Source organism: Amycolatopsis sp. SB7-3, assembly GCF_041021335.1.
GTDB lineage: Bacteria > Actinomycetota > Actinomycetes > Mycobacteriales > Pseudonocardiaceae > Amycolatopsis > Amycolatopsis japonica.
This window is the reverse complement of the sequence record NZ_JBFPJQ010000003.1, coordinates 628,094-644,323: the sequence shown is the minus strand read 5'-3', so window position 1 is coordinate 644,323 and position 16,230 is coordinate 628,094. Positions and strand designations below refer to the sequence as shown.

Sequence of the window (16,230 nt, the reverse complement as noted above, 5' to 3'; positions counted from 1 at the left end):
GGTCGCGGGCGTTTCCGCGTCCAGGTGGTGGGACTGCTGCGCGGACGGCTACATTCTCCGCACCTTACCCCTGTCGTCGAACACCCGACCGGTTGGCGTACCGTCCGTCCGCCGAAGCCCCCCTGTTACGTGTGGTGTCGAACATTGCGACGAAACGGGATTCCAGATGGGTCTCTGCCCGCCCGATGTTTGTGCAGTTGATCAGGAGATTGCTTCCGGGGTGTCGAGGACGGCGCGAAGGCGGGTGCCGATCCAGGCTCGGACGGCCGGGGAGACCGCGTTGCCGAAGCCGTCGGTCTGGGCGCGGGCGGTGCCCCACACGATGAACGTCCCCTCGTGGCCGGGAAAGTCGACGTCGAAGCCGCAGCCGCGGCCGATCTCGTGTTTGCCGAGCATCCGGAAGTAGCAGTCGTCGAGCGTGAGCTCGGCGAGTCTGGCGCGCCATTCGGCGGCCAGTTGCGTGGCTCCTGCGGCGGTGAGCAGGCCGGGGACCTGGTCGGAGGTGACGGTGGGCATGGACTCGGCGTGCGTGGTCGGGATCGTGTTCTGCCGGAACGGCACGATCCCGGCAGACACCATGCCGAGCGTTTCCGAACCCGCTTGCGTCGGCAACGGCTCGCCCGCGCTACGCGGTGCGCCCTGGTAGTTCGCGACCGCGAGCAGCATCGCCTTCTCGTGGGTCGAGGTCATGGTGTCCATCGGCCGGGTGATGTGCTGGCCGTCGCCGTTGTGGCGGTGCACGGCGATCACCGACCCGGTCGCGACCGCGACCGGCGGTGAGAGGACGCCCGTTCCGTTGGTCGCGGTCTGCGCCCACAGCGGCTGCCCCAAGTTCCGCGAGCGGCAGTCGGAACCCGGCCGCTCGAAGGTGTTGCCCGCGGCGACCAGGAGCGCGCCCGTGGACAGGATCGCGGTTTCCTGCTGGCTGGTATGGGTCGCCATCGGCTGCCACGGGTGTTTCTCTGTGCCGTGGACGGCTTTCGCGGGCATCAGGACGGCGGGGAAGTCGGCGAAGCGCTGGCGGCAGCGTTCCGCGCGGGCCATCGTCGCCGCGGCGAGCGGCCCGACCTAGCCGTCTCGCTGCTTCTTGTGCGGCTTGTCCCCGATACGGGTCCCGAGGTTGGTCAGGTCGAGCGCCTCGATCGACGGCGTCATCGGCGGGAACACCTCGATCCGGCAGCGCGGGCAGCGGTAGTTGTACTGCTTGCCGTAGCGCACGGACCCGGTGGGCGGGACCCCGGTTTTCCAGGACCACACCGCCTCGACGGTCGTGTCGCAAAGTGCGCACCACGACTCGGGACGGTGCTCGAGGTCCGGCGCGGGCAGGGTCTTGTCCCAGAACGCGGCGTAGTAGCGGTCCCGGGACTGCGGCACCCCGAAGAACATGCTGAGCGCGCGCCGTCGTGCGGCGGCAGCCGTATCTTCGGGTGGAGAACCCTCTCCACCCTCAGGAGCTCCGATGACCGGAAACGCGACGGTGCTCCGCCTCGAATGGGTCGCCGACAGGCTGGTCCGGCCCGCCCTGATCACGGCGGCGATCGTCGTGACCGGGGTCGGGATCTTCACCCAGCAGGTGCACGTCCGGCCCCTGACCACCGTGCTCTTCGTCCTCGTCACGCTCTTCGCCCTGGCGTCGTTCCTGCCGTGGGACCGGATCCCGCAGCGTCCTTCGAGGTGACAGGCACCGCGGGCCCGCTCGGCGGCGGTGTCGCGCACACCCTCGTCCGCGCCGCGCAGGAGGCGCTGACGAACGCGGCCAAATACGCCCCTGGTGCCGCACGCGCGGTACGACTCGGGTTCTCACCGGAAACGGTCACGCTCGTCGTCGCGAACGGTCCCGCCGGGGAGCGGACGAAAACGGACAGTGGCGGCGGGATGGGGCTGGTCGGGATGCGGGAGCGGGCCACCGCGCTGGGTGGGTCGGCGCAGGCGGGCCCCGCCGCGGAGGGCGGCTGGACGGTCGAGGTCCGGCTGCCCCGCGCGGAGTGAGACCGCGGCCGCGGTGAACTCTCACCACCAAGGTTCGGTGCACTTGGTGGTCCGCGGCTGGTCACGCAACATGCCACAGGCCCGGAACTGCCAGGTCGGCGAAGGGTTCGTCCGCTGCGCCGCGCTGGTCTTGGTGGCCTGCGAATGCGGGATCACGAACGGCCCGCACTGGATCCAGCTATGGCCGCCGTCCCGCGTCCAGTCCATCCAGACCAGGTCGCCCGCCTGTGTGGCGCCACGCGCGTGCGCCCACCCGCGCAGCCCTTGGACATAGCCCTTGTACAGGGTCACGGTCATGAAGCCGCCCACCACCATGACGCGGACCGGTTCACCGGTGAGACCGTCGGGTATGTCCACGAAACCATTCGCCCCGCGCTCGCAGTCCGCCGCGGATTCCGCGGTGATCGGATCCGCCGAAGCCGGTGCCGCGGCGGCGAACGAGGCCGTGAGGACCATGACGAAAATGATCAGCGACGTCTTCCATCGCATGATTTCCCTCCCCAGATTTGTTTCGCCAGAACGCCATTCACCCACTCCGAGGGCGGACTTCGTCAGCGGCAAGGGGAAACGATCACCCGAAGAGCGGAAGATCGTTCTCACGGCGTGCTAGCAGCGTGGCGGACCCTGCCCGACAACAAGCCAAGCGGCAGTCGTCGAACATGTCCGGATTCGCACCTCACGAAGCAGCCGGCCACGCGATGTCGTCGATCGCCAGCCACGGTGCGGCGGCCACGGCGGCGGGCGGGCCTCCGGTGATCGCCTTGACCTCGCGGTGGAGGTGGGACTGGTCGACGTAGCCGCTGTCGGCGGCAACGCCGGCGGGCGCGTGACCGGCCGCGAGCAGATGGGCGGCGTGGTCGAAGCGCACCAGCCGGGCGGCGCGTTTGGGTGTGGTGCCGAGCTGGGAACCAAAGCGGGACCACAGGCGCTTGCGGCTCCAGCCGACCTCGTAGGCCAGGCCGTCGACCCGTATCCGCCCTCGGCTGGTGTGCATCCGCCGCCAGGTGTAGGCGACCTCCGGATCGACCGTCCGGTGGGAGTCCAGCCGCCGGCCGAGGATTCTCGACGCGATCGTGAACCGCTCGTCCCACGTCGCGGCGGCGCGCAACCTGTCCTCGACGCGCTCGGCGTCGCGGCCCCAGACATCCTCCAGCGATACCACCGTTCCGCTGAACTCGGCCGACGCGCCGAGCACCTTGGCCGCCACCGGCGGCGACAGCCGGATCTGGAGACACTCGATCGCCGGACCCGAGCCACCGACCCGAAGCTCGCCGGGGAGGAGCCCGATCACGACGGTGCCGCGCTCGCGGCGGCCATGGGTGTCGTAGACGAGACCCGCTCCGCCTGTCAGGTCGACGAGCAGGCTGACGGAGGGGTGCGCGACCATGGCGATGTCGGTGGCGCCGGGGACGCGTTGCCGGAATCCGGCCATGCTGATCCCCGGCAGCCGAGCCGACCGGCGTGGAACGGCGACGTCCACCTCCGACCAGTCGAGTGGTGGCCCGCTTGACGGCATGCGACCAGATTAGGCTTCGGAGATCACGAGTGACGGCGGACCTCGGCCGTGAAGTCCAGCAGCAGCCTGCTGGTCTCCTCCGGTGCTTCGAGCACAGGCAGGTGCCCGACGCCGGGCAGCAGCTCGACCCGCGCGGTCGGCACCGCGTCGTACTGGTGCGCCGACGACGGATCCCAGCGGGGATCGGCGGTGCCGAAGATCGCCAGCACCGGGGTGTCGAGGGCGGTAAGGCGCTCAGGCATGCTGCGTTCGGCGAGGTACGCGCTGTTCCGGCTGAGCACAGCCCTCATCGTGCGGTACTTGATGCCCTGGAGGTCGGCGATCAGATCGTCCGGGACGTCCACCGGGCGAGCGGCCGTCGCCCTGATCCCGCTGCGGATCATCGTGTTCGAACGCCTCGCCCAGAGCAGCCCGCCGAGCGGCGGGGCCAGCAGGGCCCTGAGGATGACCGGCTGCGGAAGCAGCGCGCCGGGACTCGGGCCGGTGCTGATCAGCGCGAGCGAACCCACCAGGTCGGGGCGCTGTTCGGCGAGCGCCGTGGCGACGTAGCCGCCGCTGGAATGCCCGACCGCAGCGATCTGACCGAGGCCGAGGTCATCGAGTACCGCCGCCACACGACCCGCCTGCGCGGGCACGTCATACGACGGCGCGGGCGGAGACTGGCCGCAACCCGGAAGGTCGACTCGAATGACGTGATGGTGCCTGGCGAGCATCGGGATCATCGGGCCCCAGCAGGCGCCCGAAGCTCCCGAGCCGTGGACGAGCAACAGGGGTGGCGCCTGCCGCGACCCCTCATGGACCACGTGCATCCCGTGCGACTGCTTGACGTCGTACTCACTCATGCTCGGGACGATGCCCGGGCCGCCGGCCTTCGGTCTTGGACAAATGTTCCCCTCGCCCGAAAACGCGGGCGGGCGCTACTTGTACAAGGTCTGGACGTTCGTGAAGGTGATGTCGTTCGTCGTGGTGTTGTCAGGGTTGAACCGGAAGACGATGTTGTCCGCTCCCCCGGAGCGCATCGTGAAGGTCGACGTCACCGTCGCCGATCCGCCCGCGACGAGCTGCTCCGGCAGGTCGGTGGGGCTGCCCTTTCGAGTGGCCGAGTTCGTCGCCTTGGCGTGGTTGCTGCCGTAGAGCAACTCCGCACGGACAGTGCCCTTCGTTGTCGGGAAGACGAACGTCGCGTTGCCGGTATTCGTGATCTCGGTGGCTATCGTCACCAGGACCTGTTCGGTTGGGCCGGAGTTGTACGCGTCCGAATCCGTGGTCTCGGACTTCGCGGAGATGATCCTGACCTTCAAGCCGTTGGGCAAAGTGGCGGCTTCGGCTGCCGGAGTCTCCGACTCGGAGGCGTTGTCGAGGCCGACAGCGTCCTGTCGAGTATCCGGCGCGGCAGAGCCGTCGCACGCGGCCAGTACGAGGGCACCGGCCACTATGAAGAGGCCGGCCAAGCGTCTTTTGCTGAGCACAGTGCCCCAGTTTACGTCACCTGGGACGCCTCGAGATCGTGCCCGATCCGGGAGGAATGCAAGGAATGGCGCCAAGGTGGGCGCCGTCGCCTCCGCTGTCGACGACGGCCGGCTCCTCCTCCACCGCAGCGGCCCGCCCAAGACGGCGTCGCAGTGCCGTCAGCCGTCCTCCGCCCGGACCTCGGCACCGAACGAGAACTCCAGCGTCAGCACCCCGTGCCGCGCCTCAACCGCCCGCCCGGACAACCCGGCCAGCTCCCCCGTGCCGGATTTCGGGACCACCGCGCCGAAAGTGCTCTGTTCGTCCCCGTCCGCCAGTCCGCCGTGCTGGATCACGAACGACCCCGGCCTGCCGTCGAGAGTTCCCTCGATGCGTTCGGACGCGACGTATCCGGCGCCGCCCTCCCCCTGGGCGGTGAGCACCTCGGCGACCCCGGTTCCGGCCAGTGCTCCGCGATAGGTCTTGCGGATCACGATCCGGGTCAGCTTCGGGCCCTCCGGCGGCTCGGCGTAGGGCTTCTCGTCCCAGCCGTCGATCTCGAACTCCGCGTCGATCGTGGTGCTCATCGAACCTCTCCTTCGTTGTCGATTCGGGCAAGTGCCCCCAGTTCCAGCGCCGTCCACAGTGCTCGGTCCGGGCCGAACGCGAGGCCGTGTGGTTCGGAACCCCGCGTGGGCAGGTCGTGTGTCTCGATGACACCGTCCGAGGTGATCGAGCCGACCCGGTTGCCGCCCCATTCGGTGAACCACAACGCGTTGTCGCCGCAGGCGATGGCGTGCGGCCGCGCGGAACGGTCGGGCAGCGGGAATTCGGTCACCTCCCCGTGGACGGTGATCCGGCCGATCTGCCCCGCGGTGATCTCGGTGAACCACAGGGCCCCGTCGGGACCGGCGGCGATTCCGACGGGTCCGGCGGCCTGGGTCGGCAGCCGGTGCACGGTGATCTCTCCGCCGGTGGTGATCCGGCCGATGGCGTCGGCCTGGTTCATCGTGAACCACAGCGCGCCGTCCGGTCCCGCGACGATCGCCGACGGGAACGTCCCGGTGCCCGGCAGCGCGAACTCCGTCACCTCGCCGGACACCGTGATCCGGCCGATCCGGTCGGCGGCGATCTCGGTGAACCACAGCGCCCCGTCGGGGCCGGCGGCGAGGCCGTAGGGCCCGCATTCCGGCGTGGGCAAGGGAAACTCGCTGATCACACCGGCCGTGGTGATACGCCCGATTCGGTGCGCCTGGTACTCGGTGAACCACAACGCGCCGTCCGGGCCCACCGCGATCACGGTCGGACCGCTGTCCGGCGCGAGCGGCCAGTTCTCCGGCAATCCTCCCGGAACCAGCCGCCCGATGTGTCCACTTCGGACCAAGGTGTACCAAAGGGCGTCGTCCGGTCCGTGGGCGATCGCATACGGACCTTCGCCGGGGACGGGGAATTCTTCGATGCCGATGCGGCTCATTCGGCAGCCGCCAACCCGTGCTCGGCGGCGATACGGAGAACCTCGGCCGGGTCGCCGGCCATGATCGTCCGGACGTGCTCGGTGACCAGGTCCACCGGCCAGTCCCACCAGGCCGCGCGGCGCAGCGCGGAAATCCCGGCGTCGCCGAACCGCTGCCGGATCGGCCGGGCCGGATTGCCGCCGACGATCGTGTACGGCGGCACGTCCGCGGTCACCACCGCGCCCGCCGCAACGATCGCCCCGTCGCCGATGGTCACCCCCGGCATGACGGTGGCCTGGTGGCCGATCCAGACATCGTTGCCGACCACCGTGTCGCCCCGGCTCGGCATGCCGGTGACGAGGTCGAGCGTCTTCTCCGTCCAGTCGCCGCCGAACATGGTGAACGGGAAGGTGGACGGCCCCAGCGTCGGGTGGTCGGCACCGGCCATCAGGAACCGGGTGCCGCTGGCGAGCGCGCAGTACTTGCCGATGACCAGCCGTTCCGGCCCGTAGCCGTAGAGGACGTTGCGCCGCTCGAACTCCGTCGCGCCGTCCGGATCGTCGAAATAGGTGTAGTCGCCGACCACGATCTTCGGCGAGCGGATCAGCGGTTTCAGGAAGATCACCCGCTCGTGCGCGGGCAGCGGGTGAAGCGTCGTCGGATCAGGGTTCACTTGTCGGCTCCAGATATGGGGACAGGGTCGAGGAAGCCGTAGCCGCGGCTCAGCCGGGACCGCCCGGCGACCAGCACAGTGCTGCCGATGATCACGGCCGGACCACCGGCCGGACCGAGCTCCCAGGTCAGCCGCGCCACGTCGTGGTGGGCGTCGACGGGGCCCGCCGCCCGGTAACGCAGGCCGGGGAACCGTCGTTGCGCGGTCGCCATCGCCTCGTCGACGCCCATGTGGCCTTCCGCGACCACGATCGGGTCGACGTAGCGGGCGTCGGGCGTCCACAGTTCGGCGACGAGCGCGCGCCGCCGGACCGGTTCGGTTTCGTTCCAGCTCGCCAGATATCGCCGGGCCAGCTCATCCATGCCGGACATGGCCACCTCCTTCACCGAGGACGCTATGGCTTCGCCGGGCCTGCGGAATCTGTCACAACCCGGCAGTCTCGCGGCGGTTTCCCTCGCGCATTAAGTACTGTCGCGACGTGTTGCGCGGACGGGAGGACGAGACATCGGTCGTCGACCGGCTGGTGGCGGACTGCCGGGCTGGGCGCAGCGGCAGCCTGCTCCTCACCGGCGAACCCGGGATCGGCAAGACCGCGCTGCTGGAGTACGCCGCCGCGCAAGCCGGAGACCTGCGGATTCTCCGTGGAACCGGGATCGAGTCCGAAGCCCATCTCCCGTTCGCCGGCCTGCATCTCGTACTGCGCGCCGCGCTCGACCGGGCCGACGTGCTCCCGGCGCCGCAGGCACGGGCCCTGCGCGGGGCGTTCGGTCTCGCGGCGGCCGAACCGGGCGACCGGATGCTCGTCGGGCTCGCCGTGCTCTCGCTCCTCGCCGAGTTCGCCGAGGGCGGATCGGTGCTGTGCCTGGTCGACGACGCGCAGTGGCTGGACCGCGCCTCGGCCGAAGCGCTGTTGTTCGTCGCCCGGCGGCTGGACGCCGAAGGCATCGCGCTGCTCATCGCCGCCCGTGACGGCTTTCTCGCGCCCGGTCTGGCCACGTTGCCGCTGGCCGGGCTCACCGCGCCCGCCGCCGCCGAGCTGCTGGCCGATCACGCCACGCCGCTGTCCCCCGCCGACCGGTATCGGGTCCTGGCCGAAGCACGAGGCAATCCGCTCGCCCTCCTCGAACTCCCCGCCGCCTTCGCCGCCGGCCGTCCCGCCGCCGGGGAAGCCCTGCCGCTCCCGGACACCGTCCAAGCGGCGTTCCTCGACCAGGTCCGGCTGCTGCCGGAACCGACCCGGCGGCTGCTGCTCGTCGCCGCCGCCGAGGACACCGGCGATCGCGGCGTCGTACTGCGCGCCGCGACCGCTCTCGGCTGCGGGCCCGCGGACCTCGTGCCCGCCGAAACCGCGGGACTGCTCCAGGTCGACAACCGCGGTGTCCGCTTCCGTCATCCGCTCGTCCGGTCCGCGGTCTACCAAGCGGCACCGGTCAGCCTGCGTTTCGTCGTGCACACGGCGCTCGCGGAAGCGCTCGACCAGCCCGCCGACGCCGACCGTCGCGCCTGGCACCACGCGGTCGTCGCCGACGGCCCCGACGAGCAGGTGGCCGGGGAACTGGAGAGCACCGCCCTGCGTGCCGCCGCCCGCAGCGGTTACGCGGCCGCTTCCGCGGCGTACCAACGCGCCGCGGAACTGACGGGGCCCGGACCGGACTCCGCGCGACGGCTGGTCCTCGCCGCCGAAGCCGCGGCCGAAGAAGGCGATCTCGAACGCATGGAGAGCCTCGCCGGTGCGCTGGTCTCCGCCGATCCCGCCTTGACCGTCCGCGCCGACCGGGTCCGCGCGACCGCGGCGTTCCATCGCGGCGCCCTCACCACCGCGCGGCGCCTGCTCACCGAAGCCGCCCCGTCCGCCGAACCGGAAACCGCCGTCCATCTGCTGCTCGACGCGGTACACGCGGCCTGGTACCTCGGCGAACGCGAGATCGCGGACACCGTCGAACTGCTGGACGCGGCGGCGCCCGCGGCCCCCGAACCGATCGCCCACGTCGCCGGGCTGCTGTCCGAAGTCGCCCGCGCCGCGATCGGCCTCCCGGTACGGCGTCCGCTCGCCGAGCGGATCGCCGACGCGCGCCGCACCGGCTTCGGCGGCCCGCACGACACGATCCTGGTCGGTGCCACCAGCCTGCAATCGGCGGGCCACGACGCCGAAGCGCATCAGGTCGCCGACGAACTGCTCGCCCAGTGCCGGAAGAACGGACAGCTCGGACGCACCCCGCCGGTGCTGCTGTGCGCGGCGCGCGCGTCGGTCTTCTTCGGCCGTCATGCCGAGGCAGGCGACCAGGCGGCCGAAGCGCTGCAGCTGGCGCGGGAACTCGGCCATCGGCAATGGATCGCCGAGGCCAACGGTGTGCTGGCCTACCTGGCCGCGGCGGCCGGCGACGAGGACCGCTGCCACGCCTACGCCGACGAAGCCCTCGCCGTGCCGGAGCCCGGGACGCCGGCGCCGGGCCTGTCGTGGGCGCACTGGGCGTTGGCGCTGCTCGATCTCGGGCTCGCCCGCTGGGAATCCGCGCTCACCCGGCTCACCGCCCTGCGCACCGGCCCGATGCGCCACCAGCTGCCCGGTCTGCGCGGTGTCCCGGACCTGGTCGAGGCCGCGGCCCGCCTCGGCAAACCGGATCTGGCCGCCGAACCAGTCGAGCGGCTCGTGGACTGGGCGGCGCGCGCGGACCAGCCGTGGATCTCCGCCCACGTGCTCCGGTGCCGTGCCCTGCTCGCGCCCGATTCCACCGCGGCGGAACTGTACGAGGAGGCCTTGCGCGGCCATCCCGGCGACCGGCCGTTCGAACGCGCGCGAACCGCGCTGCTGTACGGGGAATGGCTTCGCCGCATGCGTCGCAAGTCCGCCGCGCGGGCTCACCTGCGTGAGGCGTTCGAGACCTTCCGGCGGCTCGACGCCGTCCCTTGGGCCGAACGAGCCCGCGCCGAACTCGACGCCACCGGTGAAGTCGTGGCGGAACCCGCGGCGGGCGTACTCGCGGCACTCACCCCGCAGGAACGGAAGATCGTCCGGCTCGCGGCGCGCGGACTGTCCAATCGCGACATCGCGGCGCACCTGTTCCTCAGCGCCCGGACGGTGGGATACCACTTGTACAAGGCGTTTCCCAAGCTCGGCATCACCGCGCGCACCGAGCTACCGGCGCTGGAACTCGACTGAGTCAGCCAGGGCTCGTGCCACCGTCGTTCGCTGGGCAAGGCGGCGGATCCGCCAGGAAATCGAGGGTGGGGACGAAGAAGAGTCCACCGGTCTTCGCGGTCGACACCTCGAGGATGCGATCCGGACGACCCGGCGGGTCGCCGAGGATCATGCGGCTCAGCATCTCTTCGATCACGCCGGGATCGGCGGTGTAGCCGGCGAAGTACGTGCCGTACTCGCCGTGGGCGATCGATCCGAACGGCATGTTGTCGCGGAGGATCTTCCGTTCCGTGCCGTCGCCGTCTTCGATCGTGGTCAGTGCGACGTGCGAGTCGGCCGGTTTCACCGCGTCGGGCAGCTCGATGTCGTCGAGCATCCGGCGGCCGACGGCCAGTTCCCGTTCCTCGACCGGCATCGCGCTCCACCGCTCCAGGTCGTGCACGTACTTCTGCGCCACCAGGTACGAGCCGCCCTCGAACCCGGGATCGTCGCGGACGAGGACCGCGGCGTCCGCGATGTCACCGGTGGGGTTCTCCGTACCGTCGACGAACCCGAGCAGGTCCCGCCGGTCGAAGTAGCGGAATCCCGCCACCTCGTCGGCCACCGAGACGGCGTCGCCGAGACCGCCGACCACGCGGCGCGCGAGTTCGAAACAGGGATAGAGGCGTTTCGCGCGCAAATGCAGGAACAAATCGCCCGGGGTGGCCGGTGCGCGGTGCCGCGGGCCTGTCACTTCTCGGAACGGGTGCAGCCGCTCCGGCCGCGGACCGGTGAACAGCCGGTCCCACGCTTCCGAACCGATTCCCACGACGCACGTCAGCACCTCGCCAGGCAGCGGAAAACCGACCGACCGGATCATTCCGGCGAGCTCCGGCAACAGCTCACGAGTGGCCGCCTCCCCTCCCGGACGGATGGTGAGGGTGAGGAACAAGGCGCTTTCGGTCAACGGGGCGAGCACGTTCTGCGGCTCCGGCACCGATTCCTCCGATCTTCGTCCCCTGATTTCGGCCGTGCTCGACCACGGTTCGTTCGTCGTTCGATGTCCGAAGTGTCTTATTCGCTACCGGACCGCTCGGGCGCCGGCGACGCCCCACGAGTCCGTCGCGCGGGATTGAGGCTCAAGGCCTGTGCCGCGGTCACCAATTCGGCGATCGCACGCGGATCGGTCATCGACCGGCCCGTGAGTTCGCGGATCCGGCGCAGCCGGTACCGGACGGTGTTGGCGTGGCAATGCAGGCTCTGCGCGGCACGTTCGGTGGATCCGCCGTGGGACAGATAAGCGTGCAGGGTTTCCAGGAGGAGGTCTCGTTCCTCGGCGGGCTGGTCGAGGATCGCGCCGAGGACCTCCTCCGCCAGCCGCCCGCCCTCGTCCGGGTCGTAGGCGAGGAACGCGGCCAGCGGGCTGGGGTTGAACGCGCGGACGTCCGGTTTGCCCGGCGGGATCCCGGCGAGCGCGGTCCGCGCCAGGTGGAGGGCACGCGGGGTGTCGACGAGCGACCGGTAGAGCGGGCTCACCCCCGCCCTGGTCACCGTCACTTCCCGCAGGGCGGCCAGCATGGGTTCGCGCTGTTCGTCGCGCAGGGACACCACCCCGGCCTGCAAGGTGGGGGTGAGCTGCCAGGCCGAGACGATCCCGAGGCGGCTCAGACGCTTTTCGATCCCGACCAGGCTTTCCTCGGCCAGACCGCGGGTCTCGGCCGCCACCACCGCCAGCTTCCCGTCGAGGGATAGGCCGAGCAGTTTCCCCGCCTCCCACGGCCCGGCGTCGAAAACGCGCTGACCGGTGAACAATGCCTCGGCCAGTGCGGAGCGCCGCCGCTGCTGGGCGACCAGCAGTTCCGCGCTCGCCGCCCGGTACGCCTCGGTGAGGAGCATCGCGTGTTCGTCGGTGACCTGCCAGAGCAGGCTCGCGACGTCGACGAGCGCGTCCATCGCACCCGGCTTGGCGTGGAGCCGGGCGTGGTTCACCAGGAGGTCCCAGAGCATCGAGCAGCCGATCCGGTAGACCTGCAGCACCTCCGGCAGCGGAGCGCCCTGGTGCGCGCGCCGGCTGCCCGTCTCGTGGGGGGCGGCCAGATCATCGTGGGTCTCGGTTCCGGCGAGCGCGTTCACCATGAAGCGCATGTTGACCGCGATGGAGCGATGCAGGTCTTCGCGCGGCACCATCTTCTCGTCCCGGTACAGCGCGATGCGATCGCAGGTGGCGGCGTACACGTCGTCGATCAGGCGGGGCAGCCTGGGCTCGACCCAGGCCACGAGCTCGGCGAGGGCGGCGTCCTGCATTTCAAGGATGCTACGTGGCGCCCCGTCCACGGCGCACCCTCCCGGGCCGCGATCACGAATTGGTCGTACCGGGATCACGGCCTACCGCTTTCGCCATAACGCACTCCCCTGAATCGACGATTCGCCGATCGGTCTACGGAAGGGACGTGCCCCGCGTCAAGGCGAACGGCTCGTGTCCCGATTCTTTCCTGGGCATATGTGGCGTCCCACAAAGAACTTTGTCGCGGGCCACACCGCACGGTCCCGAACCCTGTCACTTCCGCCGCCGATGAGGAAAACCCACACGATTGTGTGTTTTCATCGACACCGGAGACCCTGCCCTTCCGCCGGGGCGCGGTCCATGGTCGGATGATCCGGAAAACGGTGCGGAACAGGAGTGTGGACGATGAGCGATCAGGAACAGCCGCCGGAGTTCAAGCCCTACCACCATCCGGCCGCCGGGTGGGGAGCGGCGAAGAGTGTCACCGGGTTCCTGATCCGCGAAGGCGAGCTCATGGCGGGCCCGCGCGCGATCCTGAAGATGAATCACGAGAACGGCGGTTTCGACTGCCCCGGCTGTGCGTGGCCCGACGACACCAAGGGCCTGCATCTGGACATCTGCGAAAACGGAATCAAACACGTCACCTGGGAAATGACCAGGAAAAGGGTCGGCCGGGAATTCTTCGCCGCCCATACGGTGAGCGAATTGTCGGGATGGAGCGATACCGAACTGGAGAGCGAGGGTCGGCTGACCGAGCCGATGCGGTACGACGCGGCCACCGACCGATACGTCCCGATTTCCTGGCCCGAGGCCTTCGCTCTCGTGGGCGATACGCTGCGCGGCCTCGACAGTCCCGATCAGGCGGCGTATTACACCTCGGGAAGGCTCGGGAACGAAGCGACCTTCTTGTACCAGCTCATGGCCCGCGAACTGGGGACGAACAACCTCCCGGACTGCTCCAACATGTGCCACGAGGCGAGCGGCCGCGCCCTCCAGGCCGCGTTGGGCACCGGCAAGGGCACCGTCGACCTCAAGGACTGGGAACACGCCGACGCCCTGTTCATCCTCGGCGTCAACGCCGCCTCCAACGCGCCCAGGATGCTCACCGCACTCGCGGAGGCCTACCGCCGGGGCGCACGAATCGTGCACGTCAACCCGCTGATCGAGGCCGCCGCGACGCGGACCATCATCCCCCACGATTTCGCCAGGATGGCGACGTTCCGTGCCACGCGCACGGGAACGCTGAACCTGCAACCGCGTAGCGGCGGCGACATGGCGCTGATCCGCGGGATGGCGAAGGCCACGATGGAGCAGGCCACCACGGATCCGGGCGCCCTCGACCTGACCTTCATCGAACGCCACACCACCGGTTTCGAGGAGTACCGCGCCCTCTGCGAGGCGACCTCGTGGGAGGAAATCGAGCACCAGTCGGGCGTCTCCGTCGCCGACATCCGCGCCGCGGCCCGGATCTACCGCGAGGCCGACCGCAGCATCGCCAGCTGGTGCCTGGGCGTCACCCAGCACGAGCACGGCGTCGACACCGTCCGCGAGATCGTCAACCTGTTGCTGCTGCGGGGAAACCTGGGCCGCGAGGGTGCGGGGCCGTCACCGGTCCGAGGGCACAGCAACGTCCAGGGGAACCGCACCTGCGGTATCGATCACCGCCCGGACGCCGCCTTCCTCGACCGGCTCGGCGAGGTCTGCGGTATCACCCCGCCCCGGCACCACGGTCTCGACACGGTCGGCACCATCGAAGCGATGCACCGCGGCGACGTGACCGTTTTCGTCGGTATGGGCGGCAATTTCGTCCTGGCCGCGCCGGACACTCCCTACACGTCGGCCGCGCTGCGCAAATGCGCGCTGACGGTGCAGGTCAGCACGAAACTCAACCGGAGCCATCTGGTCCACGGCGAGCAGGCGCTGATCCTGCCGTGTCTGGGCCGCACCGAAAAGGACGAACAGCGCGCCGGCGTGCAGGCCACCTCGGTCGAGGACGCGATGAGCATGGTCCACCTGTCCACCGGTATGAAGCGACCCGCTTCCGCACACCTGCTCTCGGAACCGGCCATCATCGCCGGGATGGCCCGCGCGGCACTGCCGGACAGCGCGACGCCGTGGGAAGCCTACGTCGAAGACTACGACCGGATCCGCGACACGATGTCGCAGGTCCTCGACGGCTTCGAGGACTTCAACCGGCGGGTCCGGCAGCCACTGGGGTTCCGCATCCGCCAGCCCGCCAGGGAACTGGTGTTCCACACCGCTTCCGGACGCGCGGAGTTCTCCACCGCCGCGCTGCCGGACGTCATCCCGGCACCCGGCACGCTCGCGCTGGGCACCATGCGCTCCCACGACCAGTGGAACACCACGATCTACTCGGACAACGACCGCTATCGCGGGGTCAAGAACCTGCGCACGCTCATCTTCATGAACGCCGAGGACATGCGCGAGCGCGGGCTCGCGGAGTTCGACGAGGCCGACATCACCAGCATCGCCAAGGACGGCACCACACGGAGTCTCCAGCGCTACAAGGTGATCCCGTACGACATCCCCCGCGGCTGCGCGGCGGGCTACATGCCGGAAATGAACGTCCTGTGCGCCATCGGCGACTACAGCACCCAGAGCGATCAGCCGATCATGAAGCATCTCAAGGTCACGGTCGAACGGTCGGCCTAGCGCACGGGCCGCGGACGAAGACCGCCGCCGCGATTCCGGCGACGACCCCGATCAGGGTGTCGAGCACCCGGTCGGTGAGGAGCGTCAGCGGTTCGGCCGGAGCGGCCAGTTCCGTCATCACCATGATCAGCGGCGTGAAGAAGCCGAGCGCCAGTCCGTAATGGCGGGACATGAACAGTTCGGTCGGGAACAGGAGCACGATCACCGACAAGGCCAGCGACGTCCCGCCGAGATCGGGAAGGAGCAGCAGCGCGGTGACGCCGAGTCCGGCGAACGTGCCCAGGACCCGGTGGACGCTGCGGTGGACGACACTGCGTACTCCGGGATGGAGCCGGTTGCGCACATCGACGGCGGCCAGCGGCACCGCCGCCGAGGCCATCGCCCAGTTCGCGTGCTCGACGCCCAGCAGCAGGCCGCAGAAGCCCGCCACCGAGATCGCCAGCACGTAGCGGGCGGCGTGGACCAGAGCACACGACCTTCGGCGCCCTCGTGCGCAGTCCTCCGGACCACACATCACTCCCGGCGGCGGAACCGCCTGCCTGCCAACAGGTCCCTTCGGGCCGGTCAGTCCGATGAGGACACAGGACACAGCGGTCCCGGCACAGATCGCCAACCCCGCCGGGTCGGCGGGAACGAGGGCGATGGCACCCAGGGCGAAGATCCCGAAGAACGGCCCCCGGGGGACGAGGTCGAGCCGGTTCGCCACCAGCGCACCCGCGAACGCGAAAGCCGACTCGGTGACCACCAGGACCCACGGCCGGGCGTGGCAGGCGGAGAGGAGTGTCCCGAACGCGACGCCGGTCAGCAGGATCGCTCCCCCTTGCGCCTGATGACGAAGGCGCGGTCCCCGGCATTCGGCACGCCCGTACATCCCGGTGAACGAACCGAAGGCGGCGAAGATGATCAGCTCCGGCCGCCCGGCGAAGAGCAGTGCCAATCCCGGGACGAGCAGGCCCGCCGCCACCCGGCAGGCGTGAAGCCAGTCGCCCTCGGCGAAACCGAGCCCGGACGGCAGACGTGCCGATGGCCGGGCAGTGCGCAAGGACGAGCTCCTTTCGGATCCGAAATCCAGTC

The 16,230-nt window shown here is 70.0% G+C and carries 17 protein-coding genes; 4 read left to right on the top strand and 13 right to left on the bottom strand.

Features of this window, described 5'->3' with window-relative positions; all coding sequences use genetic code 11:
• Positions 1-201 precede the first annotated feature (201 nt).
• Positions 202-1,044 carry a hypothetical protein gene (locus AB8M46_RS27515; RefSeq protein WP_394362128.1) on the bottom strand — a complete coding sequence of 281 codons (843 nt, stop codon included), beginning with the start codon at positions 1,042-1,044 and terminating at the stop codon, positions 202-204.
• 24 nt (positions 1,045-1,068) lie between these two features.
• Complete coding sequence (locus tag AB8M46_RS27510; protein WP_394362127.1) at positions 1,069-1,374, bottom strand: hypothetical protein; 306 nt, start codon at positions 1,372-1,374, stop codon at positions 1,069-1,071.
• 85 nt (positions 1,375-1,459) lie between these two features.
• Here AB8M46_RS27510 and AB8M46_RS27505 point away from each other — a divergent pair, with 85 nt between their 5' ends.
• On the top strand, positions 1,460-1,678 hold the full coding sequence (locus tag AB8M46_RS27505) for a hypothetical protein (protein WP_394362126.1): 219 nt from the start codon (positions 1,460-1,462) through the stop codon (positions 1,676-1,678).
• Positions 1,675-1,989 carry a sensor histidine kinase gene (locus tag AB8M46_RS27500; RefSeq protein ID WP_394362125.1) on the top strand — a complete coding sequence of 105 codons (315 nt, stop codon included), beginning with the start codon at positions 1,675-1,677 and terminating at the stop codon, positions 1,987-1,989. The genes AB8M46_RS27505 and AB8M46_RS27500 overlap by 4 nt, the downstream gene beginning before the upstream one ends.
• A gap of 21 nt (positions 1,990-2,010) precedes the next feature.
• On the opposite strand, the gene AB8M46_RS27495 is transcribed toward AB8M46_RS27500, so the two are convergent.
• The 8 genes from AB8M46_RS27495 to AB8M46_RS27460 form a co-directional block, all read right to left on the bottom strand.
• Entirely contained in the window at positions 2,011-2,478 is a 468-nt protein-coding gene (locus AB8M46_RS27495; RefSeq protein ID WP_052120510.1) for a hypothetical protein, read from the bottom strand.
• Between the two features lie 187 nt (positions 2,479-2,665).
• On the bottom strand, positions 2,666-3,505 hold the full coding sequence (locus AB8M46_RS27490; protein WP_394362124.1) for a helix-turn-helix domain-containing protein: 840 nt from the start codon (positions 3,503-3,505) through the stop codon (positions 2,666-2,668).
• Between the two features lie 23 nt (positions 3,506-3,528).
• Positions 3,529-4,347, bottom strand: coding sequence for an alpha/beta fold hydrolase (locus tag AB8M46_RS27485; protein WP_394362123.1), 819 nt, complete (start codon positions 4,345-4,347; stop codon positions 3,529-3,531).
• A gap of 75 nt (positions 4,348-4,422) precedes the next feature.
• Positions 4,423-4,974 carry a hypothetical protein gene (locus AB8M46_RS27480; protein WP_378425821.1) on the bottom strand — a complete coding sequence of 184 codons (552 nt, stop codon included), beginning with the start codon at positions 4,972-4,974 and terminating at the stop codon, positions 4,423-4,425.
• 159 nt (positions 4,975-5,133) lie between these two features.
• A complete protein-coding gene (locus AB8M46_RS27475; RefSeq protein ID WP_037337150.1) occupies positions 5,134-5,541 on the bottom strand; it encodes a DUF3224 domain-containing protein in 408 nt (135 codons plus the stop codon).
• Positions 5,538-6,428 (bottom strand): virginiamycin B lyase, encoded by an 891-nt coding sequence (locus AB8M46_RS27470; RefSeq protein WP_394362122.1) that lies wholly within the window; start codon positions 6,426-6,428, stop codon positions 5,538-5,540. The genes AB8M46_RS27475 and AB8M46_RS27470 overlap by 4 nt, the downstream gene beginning before the upstream one ends.
• Positions 6,425-7,081: a CatB-related O-acetyltransferase gene (locus AB8M46_RS27465; RefSeq protein WP_394362121.1), complete on the bottom strand. Its 657-nt coding sequence runs from the start codon at positions 7,079-7,081 to the stop codon at positions 6,425-6,427. Before AB8M46_RS27465 ends, AB8M46_RS27470 begins: the two co-directional genes overlap by 4 nt.
• Positions 7,078-7,452 (bottom strand): nuclear transport factor 2 family protein, encoded by a 375-nt coding sequence (locus AB8M46_RS27460; protein WP_394362120.1) that lies wholly within the window; start codon positions 7,450-7,452, stop codon positions 7,078-7,080. Before AB8M46_RS27460 ends, AB8M46_RS27465 begins: the two co-directional genes overlap by 4 nt.
• Before the next feature lie 107 nt (positions 7,453-7,559).
• Here AB8M46_RS27460 and AB8M46_RS27455 point away from each other — a divergent pair, with 107 nt between their 5' ends.
• Entirely contained in the window at positions 7,560-10,241 is a 2,682-nt protein-coding gene (locus AB8M46_RS27455) for an ATP-binding protein (protein WP_394362119.1), read from the top strand.
• Position 10,242: 1 nt separating this feature from the next.
• On the opposite strand, the gene AB8M46_RS27450 is transcribed toward AB8M46_RS27455, so the two are convergent.
• A complete protein-coding gene (locus AB8M46_RS27450; RefSeq protein ID WP_394362118.1) occupies positions 10,243-11,196 on the bottom strand; it encodes a Dyp-type peroxidase in 954 nt (317 codons plus the stop codon).
• Between the two features lie 77 nt (positions 11,197-11,273).
• Positions 11,274-12,503, bottom strand: a complete 1,230-nt coding sequence (locus AB8M46_RS27445; RefSeq protein ID WP_394362117.1) for a PucR family transcriptional regulator — start codon at positions 12,501-12,503, stop codon at positions 11,274-11,276.
• Positions 12,504-12,888: 385 nt separating this feature from the next.
• Between AB8M46_RS27445 and AB8M46_RS27440 the strand changes: the two genes are divergently transcribed.
• A complete protein-coding gene (locus AB8M46_RS27440) occupies positions 12,889-15,156 on the top strand; it encodes an FdhF/YdeP family oxidoreductase (protein WP_394362116.1) in 2,268 nt (755 codons plus the stop codon).
• Here the strand turns inward: AB8M46_RS27440 and AB8M46_RS27435 are convergent.
• Positions 15,134-16,198: an FUSC family protein gene (locus AB8M46_RS27435; protein WP_394362115.1), complete on the bottom strand. Its 1,065-nt coding sequence runs from the start codon at positions 16,196-16,198 to the stop codon at positions 15,134-15,136. The genes AB8M46_RS27440 and AB8M46_RS27435 overlap by 23 nt on opposite strands.
• Positions 16,199-16,230 lie beyond the last annotated feature (32 nt).